11 protein-coding genes are annotated in these 12039 nt (G+C 40.7%); 7 read left to right on the top strand and 4 right to left on the bottom strand.

Annotated features, from left to right (window positions below; translation table 11 throughout):
- From QOL76_RS20310 to hemE, 5 genes are all read left to right on the top strand, one after another.
- Positions 1-1773 carry an ABC transporter ATP-binding protein gene (locus tag QOL76_RS20310; RefSeq protein WP_283414797.1) on the top strand — a complete coding sequence of 591 codons (1773 nt, stop codon included), beginning with the start codon at positions 1-3 and terminating at the stop codon, positions 1771-1773.
- Positions 1774-1810: 37 nt separating this feature from the next.
- Positions 1811-2392 carry a hypothetical protein gene (locus QOL76_RS20305; RefSeq protein ID WP_283414796.1) on the top strand — a complete coding sequence of 194 codons (582 nt, stop codon included), beginning with the start codon at positions 1811-1813 and terminating at the stop codon, positions 2390-2392.
- A gap of 2 nt (positions 2393-2394) precedes the next feature.
- Complete coding sequence (locus QOL76_RS20300) at positions 2395-2910, top strand: hypothetical protein (protein WP_283414795.1); 516 nt, start codon at positions 2395-2397, stop codon at positions 2908-2910.
- A gap of 79 nt (positions 2911-2989) precedes the next feature.
- Positions 2990-3517, top strand: a complete 528-nt coding sequence (locus tag QOL76_RS20295; protein WP_283414794.1) for a hypothetical protein — start codon at positions 2990-2992, stop codon at positions 3515-3517.
- 128 nt (positions 3518-3645) lie between these two features.
- On the top strand, positions 3646-4668 hold the full coding sequence (gene hemE, locus QOL76_RS20290; RefSeq protein ID WP_283414793.1) for a uroporphyrinogen decarboxylase: 1023 nt from the start codon (positions 3646-3648) through the stop codon (positions 4666-4668).
- A gap of 131 nt (positions 4669-4799) precedes the next feature.
- On the opposite strand, the gene QOL76_RS20285 is transcribed toward hemE, so the two are convergent.
- Positions 4800-5606 (bottom strand): MOSC domain-containing protein, encoded by an 807-nt coding sequence (locus QOL76_RS20285; RefSeq protein ID WP_283414792.1) that lies wholly within the window; start codon positions 5604-5606, stop codon positions 4800-4802.
- 589 nt (positions 5607-6195) lie between these two features.
- On the opposite strand from QOL76_RS20285, the gene dnaK reads away from it, so the two are divergent.
- A complete protein-coding gene (gene dnaK / locus QOL76_RS20280; RefSeq protein ID WP_283414791.1) occupies positions 6196-8121 on the top strand; it encodes a molecular chaperone DnaK in 1926 nt (641 codons plus the stop codon).
- A 117-nt stretch (positions 8122-8238) separates the two neighbouring features.
- Complete coding sequence (locus QOL76_RS20275; protein ID WP_283414790.1) at positions 8239-8613, top strand: co-chaperone GroES; 375 nt, start codon at positions 8239-8241, stop codon at positions 8611-8613.
- Between the two features lie 62 nt (positions 8614-8675).
- On the opposite strand, the gene QOL76_RS20270 is transcribed toward QOL76_RS20275, so the two are convergent.
- From QOL76_RS20270 to QOL76_RS20260, 3 genes are all read right to left on the bottom strand, one after another.
- Complete coding sequence (locus QOL76_RS20270; protein ID WP_283414789.1) at positions 8676-8960, bottom strand: hypothetical protein; 285 nt, start codon at positions 8958-8960, stop codon at positions 8676-8678.
- Between the two features lie 387 nt (positions 8961-9347).
- The gene (locus QOL76_RS20265) at positions 9348-10529 is read right to left on the bottom strand and encodes a porin (RefSeq protein ID WP_283414788.1); all 1182 of its coding nucleotides are present in this window, start codon (positions 10527-10529) and stop codon (positions 9348-9350) included.
- Between the two features lie 82 nt (positions 10530-10611).
- Positions 10612-11910: an ammonium transporter gene (locus tag QOL76_RS20260; protein ID WP_283414787.1), complete on the bottom strand. Its 1299-nt coding sequence runs from the start codon at positions 11908-11910 to the stop codon at positions 10612-10614.
- Between the last annotated feature and the right edge of the window lie 129 nt (positions 11911-12039).

Raw genomic sequence — 12039 nt, 5'->3', positions numbered from 1 at the left:
TTGAGCTTAGAACAAGAAAAATCATCCTCCGGCGAAATCGTCGATTCGAAAGTACTCAAGCAGCTATATGGCTTTGTAAAACCTTACAAGGCACAGTTCTATTTTCTAATCTTTCTTACCATCGCCCTTGCTATTTTAGCACCAACTCGGCCATATTTCATTCAGGTCGCAATTGACGATTATGTAGCGGTAGGAGATGCTGCTGGGCTCCTAAAAATCATCTATCTGCTCGTAGGACTGATGATTTTGCAAGCATTTGTCCAATGGGCACACACCTATTATTCAGGCTGGATAGGCCAAGTGATTATTCGGGACATTAGGGTAAAACTATACAAACACCTGCTCAAGCTCCGTTTAAAATTCTTTGACAATACTCCAATCGGTAGATTGGTGACCCGTAATATTTCTGATATCGAGACCCTCGCAGATGTGTTTTCTGAGGGATTGGCGGCAATAATCGGCGACTTGCTTCAATTAGTCACTATTCTTGGAGTCATGTTTTACATTGACTGGAAATTGACATTGGTTAGTTTATCTACCTTGCCACTGATGATTATTTCTACTTATGTTTTTAAGGAAAAAATCAAAGTCACTTTCAATGACGTACGAAATGCCGTTTCCAATTTGAACTCATTTCTGCAGGAGCACATCACCGGAATGAACATCGTACAAATCTTCAATCGAGAGGAGCGGGAATTTGAGAAATTCAAAGAAATAAATAAAGAGCATCGGAGAGCACACATTCGCTCAGTGCTATATTACTCTATATATTTTCCCGTGGCAGAAATCATTCAAGCAATCGGAATCGGATTGGTCGTTTGGTACGGTGCAGTCGGTGTCTTGGGAATGGAGATTGAAATAGGTGTGCTGATTTCCTTTATCATGTATTTGCAACTTTTCTTCCGACCTATTCGGATGATTGCGGATAGATTCAATACGCTTCAAATGGGCGTGGTAAGCTCTTCCCGAATATTCAAATTACTTGAGAGCGATGAGCACATTGCAAATGAGGGAAATTTCAGCCCCGCCAAGGTCAAAGGAAATATAAAATTAGAAAATGTTTGGTTTGCCTACGTAGATGAGGATTATGTGCTGAAAGACATCAGTTTTGAAGTAGAATCTGGTCAGACAGTAGCCCTAGTCGGCGCAACTGGCGCTGGTAAATCTTCTATAATCAATTTAATTTCTAGATTCTATGAGATTAACAAAGGCGATATCACCATTGACGGACATGATATCCGCGAATTTGAATTAGACACCTTACGCAAGCACATAGGTGTGGTACTTCAGGATGTTTTCCTTTTTTCGAATACTATATTCTACAATATCACGCTTGGCAATCCGGACATTTCCCGTGAGCAGGTGATGTATGCAGCGGAATTAGCTGGCGCAAAGAGGTTTATAGAAAGACTTCCAGGCGGATTGGATTACAATGTCATGGAACGAGGAGCGACCCTTTCTGTGGGTCAGCGACAACTCATTTCCTTCGTTCGGGCTATGGTCTACAATCCTGAAATCATCATTCTGGATGAAGCAACTTCATCTGTAGATACAGAAACAGAGGAATTGATCCAGGAATCTATAGAAACCATGATGACGGGAAGGACTTCAATCGTTATTGCCCATAGACTTTCTACCATCCAAAAGGCGGACAAAATTATTGTTCTCCACAAAGGCGAAATTGTCGAGACTGGCACACATGATGCTTTATTAGAATTGGGTGGTTACTACACTCAACTGCATCAAATGCAACTCAAAACAATGGCGATCTAGCCTGATTTTGAATTCTAATCCTAAACCAACATATAAAGTGAAATTCAAATTAATTACCCTTTTGGTATTACTGCCATTTATCAGTTTTGCACAGGAAAGAGGAGTAGGCATTCGACTTGGAGAGCCCCTTTCTATCACCTATAAAGATTTTCTGACAGAATACATTTCTATCGAAGGGATGATTGGTAGTGCCGGTATAAATGGCTCTAGCTATTATCAAAAGGACTTTGAAACTAATCTTCCGGAATCTAATGCCTTTTACATCTCTCATAGTGCCAACAAAGGGATCTCTTTTAATGTACGCTCTGCTTATCACGAGGATATTACGGATGTTTTTGGGATCACTGAAGGATATTTGATGGCATATGGCGGTGCTGGGATTCAATTAAGAACCACCAAAGTGACTTACTCTTATGCTGATGGCCAAACTTCATCACTCATAAAAAATGACAACAGAACCAATGTCGATTTTGGCCCAGAAGCATTTCTTGGGGCAGAATACTACTTTGATGATGTGCCCATCTCAGTTTTTGGCGAAGCCGGATTTTTCCTAGAGTTAATTGACCGCATTGGACATATCAAAGGCCAAGGTGGAATTGGTGTTCGTTACCTTTTCTAAACATGAAAAAGTTCTTGGTTCTAGGTGTAGCGCTGATTTCTACCCTCACTATTTTGGGGTTTTGGGGTTTTAGCAAATTGGGTGGCAATACCCCAATAGAAATAACTTTTATTGAGGAAAAACCACAAAACCTAGCTGGAATTACTTATCGTGGAGTACCTGGTAACGAGGAGTTAGGAGAGATTTTCAAGTATATGGAATCCCAAAAAGGGCTACATCCTGGGAGTCACCTTCATACAATCTATGAGGTAGAACCTGCAGGCAAATTAGATACGATGGTAGTTTTTGTAGGTATCAATCAAATCCTGCCCCTCACTGACATGGAATATCGAGCTTTCGAAAACAGTAGCTATCTATTAGCCACCATCAAAAGTAATAAGTGGGTAATGCCTGACCCTGATGCAGTGAAAGAAAAGCTGTCAGAATTTGCCGAAGAAAATAGTCTGGAGCTTAGCGGTATTTATATCGACAAAATTATCTCTGAGGGAGAAGTACAAGTGATCGCGCCTATTAAGTAAAAAGTTGTTAAGGTTTTTAACCAACCATTTAATGGCACAATTCGTGAAAGAATCTAACTAACCTTAACAAACTACGACTATGAAAAATATCAACTTACTAATTTTGGCACTTTTTGGAATGTTCGTATTCCAATCATGTGAAGGACCTGAGGGGCCTCAGGGAATTCCAGGACCTGAGGGAGAACCTGGGATTAATATTTTATCAGAGGTATTTGAGCTAGAAATTGATTTCAACCAAGCAAACAATTTCCAAGTGATCAGAGATTTTGATCCGCCAATTTTTGATGGGGATATGGTTTTGGCATTTATCCAATGGGATGCTGATGGTTCTAATCCGATTTGGAGAGCGCTTCCACAAACCGTATTCTTTGAAGAAGGTGTACTGATGTACAACTATGACTTTTCAAATAATGACTTCAGTTTATTCCTAGATGGCCCGCTTGATTACAGTTTATTGGGACCAGAGTGGACTGACAATCAATTGTTCAGAATTGTAATAGTGCCTGGAGAACTTCTCTCTGCCAATGCTAGAATTGATCTAACTGATTATAACGCTGTCACAAAACTAATGGGCTTAAGTGACTCAGACTTCAAACGCATCGAGTAATATTCCACCAAACACATCACCTAAACCAACTGGATTACCACGAACTGGAACAATGATTTTTTATTGTTCCAGTTTTTTTATGTGTCAATTTTAAAAGCCATATATAATTTGGCGCTTATCTTTGCCCCATGCATTTACAGAATGACCTCCTACTTCGTGCCGCTAAAGGCGCATCTATTGAAAGAACTCCAGTTTGGCTGATGCGTCAGGCAGGCAGAATTTTGCCAGAATATCGAAAAGTAAGGGAAAGTGTAAGCGGATTTATTGAGCTTGCCCAGACTCCAGAGCTTGCCGCAGAAGTGACTATTCAGCCTGTAGATTTGTTGGGGGTAGATGCTGCTATTATATTTTCAGACATTCTGGTAATTCCTGAAGCAATGGGACTGCCTTATGAAATGGTTGAAAAAAGAGGGCCACTATTTCCAAACACCGTTCGTTCAGAAGCTGATCTGAAAAAATTGCACGTATCAGATGGCTCAGAACTTCAATATGTGACAGACGCTATTCGGATCACTAAAAATGAATTGAACGGACGAGTTCCTTTGATCGGTTTTGCAGGAGCACCCTGGACTATCTTCTCCTATATGGTAGAAGGTCATGGCAGCAAAACTTTCTCCGCAGCACGGGAAATGCTTTATACCCAACCGGCTTTTTCTCATCAATTGCTTCAGATGATCACTGACAGCACGATCAATTACCTAAAAGCTCAGATCGAAGCTGGTGCTCAATTGATACAAATATTCGACAGCTGGGCAGGGATTTTGGGGCCAAAACAGTATGCTGAATTCTCTTTGCCATATATCGCTCAGATCTGTGACGCGATCACTTCTGTACCCAAGACAGTTTTTGCCAAAGGCGCTTTCTTTGCCAGAGAAGAAATGGGCAGGTTGAACTGCGAAACAATTGGTTTGGACTGGAATATGGGTATAGCTGAATCAAGAAAGCTGATCGGATCTGAGAAAACTTTGCAAGGAAATTTAGACCCTGCTGCACTTTATGGCACTGGAGAACAAGTTCGTGAAGCCACAATTGAAATGATGGAGCAATTCCGTGGGACTAGACATATTGCTAATCTAGGACATGGAGTCTATCCAGATATCAATCCAGAAATGGTGAAAGTATTTATTCAGACTGTTAAAGACTTCAAGTAACTGATTTTTTTACCGCAGAGAAATCACAGAGTTTTACGCGGAGAGCACAGAAAATCTTGCTTTCTCCAGAAGCAGGATTTTCTTTTCTTACCCTATCTATTCCATCTGCATTAGGGATGGGATTCTAAGACTTACTTCAACTTAAGTTTGTCCCCGACTTTGATAATCCCATTGGATAGAGCAACCATATTTTGACCAAAAAGAATTTTGTTGCCTTCCTTTCTAAATTCAGCCAAAGTCTTCAGTGGTTCCGCAGCTTTATCGCCAGTAGTTTGATCCACAGTAACCATCACACATCGGGCACAAGGCTTTACCACCTGAAAATCCACTTCGCCAATCTGTATTTTCCCCCAAGTATCTTCCGAAAAAGCATCTCCACCTGAGAAGACAATATTCGGGCGAAAACGATTCATAGGAACTGCATCATCTAATTTTGAATTGAGCTCATCAAGTGATTTCTGCCCGATTAATAGGTACGGCATTCCATCTGCGAAACTGACTGACTCTTTATTTACTGCATACCGGGGATCAACTTTTCGCTCAGTTGACAAAGGCATTTTTACTATTCGGACATTTGTGCCAAGCATTTTACTAAACCACTCATCAGCGTTTGAACTTACCATTCGGGCAGGCATCTCATCATCCCAAACTGTCACAGAAGAAATCTTCTCCCCTTCTTCATCTATAGGAATTCGAACAAAGTCTGTGGGGCTTGCAATGTGAAACACCTTAAGTGATTCGGCTTCAATTTCAACTTTGACTAAAGCCATTTGAGGAAAAGTGCGCTGTGATAAAAACTGACCATTTTCATTGATTAACATCCAGCGACGGTCTAATTCAAATCCCCTTTCTTCAACTGTAGCTTCTTTATGACGAATTCCAGCAAGGGATTTGATTGGATACACATACAAGTCTTGAATTATGAGAGAATCTGACATGACCTAAAAATAGGTCTATGAACCAGAAAATGACCAGGTCAACCAAAAAAATTTCTGACAGCAGGAATAAAACCCTTCATATAATCCCATATAGTTGGTACTATTTCCAGCTCTCTATTTGCCGTAAGCACCACTACCCCTAGCAAAATCACTAGACACCATCGACATCGTTCGTTCATGTTACCTCTAAAAAATGGTTTCATAATACTTAATAGATGCAAGAGCCAGTCGAATGGTTGCAAAGGCTACGCTAATTTTCACAAAAAAACATATTCATGAGAGCTCACAAGTGAATTGGGGAAGTATAACCCACATCCAGCTTCTGGAGAAATATGTTAACATCAAAATCTACTCTAATAACTTTCAATCTATGTGGATCTCCGCAAAACATCCACGGACTCTGTGTTTAAAAAACTGTCAGAATGGAGTTTCCATTTAGGCGGGAAAATGACAATTCTGTGTGTATTTCAAAAAGTCGGTGTCAACTTTTCTGCCAATGTGACACAAAATGTAATGAAAACTCAGATGGCACATCCATTGAAGAAAGGGAGAAGTATTCAATTCGAAAATAACTTAAAAACATATAATCATGGGAAAAATCATAGGCATTGACTTAGGAACAACCAACTCCTGCGTAGCAGTGATGGAAGGTAACGAACCTGTAGTCATTCAAAACAGTGAGGGAAGAAGAACCACACCTTCAATTGTGGCTTTTCTTGACAACGGAAATGGTGAGCGTAAAGTAGGTGATCCGGCAAAGCGTCAGGCAATCACTAACCCTGCCAACACAATTTCTTCTGTCAAAAGATTTATGGGCAAGAAATTCTCTGAAGTTTCTGAAGAGAAAAAGCACGCTTCATATAAAGTAGAAAAAGGAACCAATGACACAATTGCAGTGAAAATTGGTGACAGATCATATACTCCTCAGGAGCTTTCTGCAATGATCCTTCAGAAAATGAAGACTACAGCTGAAGATTTCTTAGGACAAACAGTAACAGAAGCAGTAATTACCGTACCTGCCTACTTCAATGATTCCGAGCGTCAGGCTACTAAAGAAGCTGGACAGATCGCAGGCCTAGAAGTGAAGCGTATCATCAACGAGCCTACTGCTGCGGCATTGGCATACGGGATGGACAAGAAGCACCAAGACATGAAGATCGCTGTGTATGACCTTGGTGGTGGTACATTTGATATCTCTGTATTGGAACTTGGTGACGGTGTATTCGAAGTGAAATCTACCAACGGTGATGTTCACTTGGGTGGTGATGACTTTGATCAGGTGATCATGAACTGGCTAGCTGAAGAATTCAAATCAGAAGAGCAAATCGATCTTAGACAGGATCCAATGGCGCTACAGCGTTTGAAAGAAGCTGCTGAGAAAGCTAAAATTGAGCTTTCAAGCTCTGCTTCTACAGAAATCAACTTGCCATATATCACTGCAACTCAAACAGGTCCTAAGCACTTGGTGAGAACTTTGAGCAGATCTAAGTTTGAGCAACTTTCTGAAGACCTTGTAAAAAGGTCAATGGAACCATGTAAGAAGGCTTTGGCTGACGCTGGCATGAGTCCATCAGATATTGACGAAGTAATCTTGGTAGGTGGTTCTACTAGAATCCCTAAAATCCAGGAAGAAGTTGAGAAATTCTTCGGCAAGAAGCCTTCTAAAGGCGTAAACCCTGATGAGGTAGTAGCGATCGGCGCTGCGATTCAAGGTGGAGTATTGACTGGTGAAGTGAAAGACGTTCTTCTTTTGGATGTAACTCCTCTTTCCCTAGGTATTGAAACAATGGGTGGAGTATTGACCAAATTGATCGAAGCTAATACTACTATTCCTACTAAGAAGTCCGAGACATTCTCTACTGCTGCTGATAACCAGCCAGCTGTTGACATTCACGTACTTCAAGGAGAAAGACCAATGGCTAAGGACAACAGAAGTATCGGTAGATTCCAGCTTTCTGACATTCCACCAGCACAGAGAGGTGTACCTCAAATCGAGGTGACTTTCGATATCGATGCGAACGGTATCCTGAATGTATCTGCAAAAGATAAAGGAACTGGCAAAGAGCAGAAGATCAAAATCGAAGCTTCTTCAGGACTTTCTCAGGAAGAAATCGACAGAATGAAGTCTGAAGCTGAAGCTAATGCTGCTACAGATAAGGCTGAAAAAGAGAAAATCGACAAGTTGAATCAGGCGGATAGCTTGGTGTTCCAAACTGAAAAGCAGTTGAAAGAATACGGAGATAAACTTTCCGAAGGAAACAAAACTGCAATTACTCAAGCTCTTGAAACCCTTAAAACTGCACATCAATCTCAAAACCTAGACGGAATTGATTCTGCGATGGAAGGATTGAATAAGGCATGGGAAGCAGCTTCTACAGAAATGTACAATGCTGCCGGAGCTGAAGGCGCTGGTCCAGCTGGAGCTGATCCAAATGCCGGAGCAGCCGGAGCTGAGGCTGGTGACGGAGTATCTGACGTCGATTACGAAGAAGTAAGCGAAGAAGAGAAAAAATAATAGCTTCAAAAGCTAAACCAACTTAAAATGGCATCTGTGTTAAAGCAGGTGCCTTTTTAGTTACCAGCCAAAATTATCGATTTGTTATTCACCACCTAATTCTAGAATAGATCAATCATGCAATTGACATCTGACAATAAATTGAAGAAACTGATTGTAGTTGGAGACAGAGTTTTGATTCGCTTGAAAAAGCCAAATGCAAAAACTGGCTCAGGCCTCTACTTGCCTCCTGGGGTGCAGGAAAAAGAAAAAGTTCAGCAAGGTTACATCATTAAGGCTGGCCCAGGATATCCAATTCCTGTCGCTACAGATGACCACGAACCATGGATGGACAGTGAAGAAAAAGTTAAATACGTTCCCCTTCAAGCCAAAGAAGGTGACTTGGCAATCTTCCTACTTTCGGGAGCACATGAGGTTATCTACGAAGGTGAAAAGTACTTTATAGTATCTCAAGCGGCTATATTAATGCTCGAGAGAGAGCAGGAGCTATAAACAACAATAGCCCGGAAAAAAATCCGGGCTATTTCAATGAATATTAATTAAGTCAAAGAGAATTAATCTTCCCAAACTTTTCTATTTTTTGCTTTCGGCCCTTTCAAAGACTCTTTTCTTCTAATAAGTACAGTCTTTGTAGTTCCATTTTCTTGGTTCCATACCTTTTGATTCTTTGCCACCGGGCCTTTTGTATCGTCAGGTACCGTGTAGAATTTCATAGGTTTTGCATTTGCGTAGCGTTCAGTCGCTTTTGCATTCTTAGCTTTTGGACCTTTCAAGGTAGATTGTGAAAATCCCACTGCCGATACCATCATAACCGCAAGTAATAATACCGATCTTTTCATATGATTTTAATTTGATTTTTAATTGCCAAATGGAATCTCGCGGGACACGCTATCACCCTATGTGTGACATTTAAGCCCTGCTCAATTTCATTACGAGTATAGTTTAAGTTGCTCTTAGGGTACTATACTACAGACACATAAAAAGGTTACATAAAATCAGTATTTACTATAGGTTTTTTTAGAAATGATAAAATTATATTTTTAAAATAGCTGTAAAACTTATTTTTTATGGTTTAAAAACAAACCTGAAATTGAGGTGTTCAACTCTTTTTTCGCCAAACACGACTTCAAAGTGAACCACTTTTAGACCAAAGTGCCTAAAAATGAAAAAAACCGAGATGAAATCCATCCCGGCTTTATGATTAACAATAGACCCTGTTTAAATTTTTAGAATGCGAAAACTGCTGCCAACATAAAGGAAGAAAGATTTTTGCTAGCATTCATATCGTTGTCGGTGAAGAAATCTTCGCTCATAGAATCCATTCTCAACTCAGGAATCAACGTAAGATTTTTGTGTACTCTTACGTTACCTGATAAAGTAGCTGCAAAAACACTACCATCACCTTGAGCGTCTAACCCTACCACTCCACCAAGTCCACCGTTGAAGACACTAAAGTATTCTCCACGAAGTCCAATAGAAAATACGTCCGAAGTAGTAGCCTGAAGATATCCAGCAAAGCCCAAGAAGCCTGCGCCGTCCCCGTCCAAATCAGATATACTCGAACCAGTATATTGTTCACCTGCGGAAGTAGTGTTGTAGGTAGTATTTATTCCTACATAAATAGACTCAGAGACATCGAATCCAGCTGTCAAATCCACTTGAAAAAGGCTGCCCATAGAAGATTGACCAGATACCAAAGGTGCATCCATATCAAGCTTACCATCCTGATCCCCATATACAAAATTCAAATAAGCCCCTCCAGCATCTGTAGAATATCCTAACTGTGCGCCTAAAGTATAAGTACCCATTAGATTGAATTCTGTCATATCCGTTGGATTCATCACTGCTGCCATCAATGACCATTTATCAGATAGTGCAAAATCTGCCTTTAAGCCAGTGTGAGAAAATGGACCGTAAGAGAACATGTAAGAAGTGGAGTAATTGAAGTTAGCAGTTGGAGAGATCACTTCATAACCCAAAAAGGTATTGAAGTTCCCCATAGTTAAGGTCACCGCGTCGCTTACGTTCCAGTAAACATACAACTGGTTGACAATTTGTGAGCTACCAGCCATTCCTCCTGCATACAGTGGAGACCCAAAAACAGCATCCTCTCCTCTAGGCCCAAAGACTAAGTCAGCTACCGCTCCCACTTTCTCACCTTCGTAAGTAGCAATAATATTTGCCATACCTAGTGAGAAACCTGGCAAATTACCAAATGATGTGGCAGGCGCTTGAAAATTATCGCCTTTATTTGGACCGTTAAAGTTTGTTCTGAAATAGGCATCAACAGAACCTGAAAACGTCAGTTTTGAAGGCTCCTCTTCTTCGATAATAATTACATCTTGAGCAAATGAGCTTGTAGTACCAATCAATATTAAGGCTACTAGTAGTAATTGAATTTTTTTCATGTCGATAATAGGTATAGGTTTATAAATAATAATTAGCGTAGGAATACTGCCAAAGTCTACTCTTTGGCAGTCAAAGGATTGACTATTCGTCGTATACAATAGTGTAACCACGGATTCCATGTTCGTGAGAATCTAAGCCGTTACGCTCATGCTCCTCAGAAACTCGAATCCCAATAGTCTTTTTAAGTACAAAAAAGATGATGAAGGCAGCGGAGAAGGCTGCGACACCGCATATAGCAACTCCTAATAACTGAGTGAAAAATGTATGCTCAGGATTAGTGGAAAAAAGACCTACAGCAAGAGTGCCCCATATTCCACAGGTTAGGTGAACAGAAATAGCACCTACCACATCATCTAGATGCAACCTATCAAGTAATACTGCAGAATACACTACTAGAATTCCAGCCACAAAGCCTACAAATACTGCAGCTAATGGGTTGATCACATCAGCTCCCGCTGTGATACCAACCAAACCTGCCAGTACTCCATTGAGCACCATACCAAGATCAAGGCGTTTGAAAACTAAATTTCCAGCAAGAAAACCTCCAAGCCCGCCAGCACAAGCTGCTAAACAAGTAGTAACTAATACAAAGGAAACTAGTCCCGGATCAGCTGAAAGCACAGAGCCCCCGTTGAATCCAAACCATCCTAGCCAAAGCAAAAAGACACCAATTACCGCCAATGGAACACTTGACCCCGGCTTATCTACAGTCTTTCCGTTTACATATTTTCCAATTCTAGGACCAACTAGTATTACACCTGCCAAAGCTCCCCATCCACCTACAGAGTGAACCAAAGTACTACCTGCGAAATCATAGAAGCCCATTGCGTCTAGAGCTCCACCACCCCATTTCCAACTTCCAATAATTGGATACACTATACCAACATATAATAGAGTGAAAACCAGATACGCCCATAATTTCACTCGCTCCGCTATAGCTCCAGATACAATTGTAGCAGCAGTAGCGGCAAACATAGCTTGGAACAAGAAATCAGTCCAGTAAGTATAGCCTCCATCAGCATAACCCGTGGTCACATCAGCATCTCCTGGTGAAAACCAAAACATACTCCAACCTGCAGCATCAAATGAAAACCACCCTGGAGTTTCAAACCCCGGGTACATCAGGTAGAACCCAACAAAGGCATATGATAGAATACCAAGTATTGGGGTGATTGTGTTTTTGAATAAGATGTTAACAGTGTTTTTGGCTTGACCAAATCCTGCTTCAACTCCAGCAAAGCCCAAGTGCATAATAAACACTAAGGCAGTGGAAAGCATCATCCAAACGTTGTTTGTCGTGAGGAGATTTTGAGAAATCTCTGCCGACAAGTCCATTGTTGCGGCCGCATCTTGGGCCAACAGTGTTGCGAAATACTTCATAGGTTAGATATAGTTATTAGAACAAATTTCAGAATTTACGATAGGTTTTATGTATTTAACTTGGACCGAATGTAATTATATTATTGATAATAAAACAAATCTATTTTTACGTTTTATGCACCAAAAACT

Source organism: Algoriphagus winogradskyi (genome assembly GCF_900182815.1).
Taxonomy (GTDB): Bacteria; Bacteroidota; Bacteroidia; order Cytophagales; family Cyclobacteriaceae; genus Algoriphagus; species Algoriphagus winogradskyi.
Note: the sequence above shows the minus strand (reverse complement) of the source record. Positions and strands in the feature narration are given on the sequence as shown.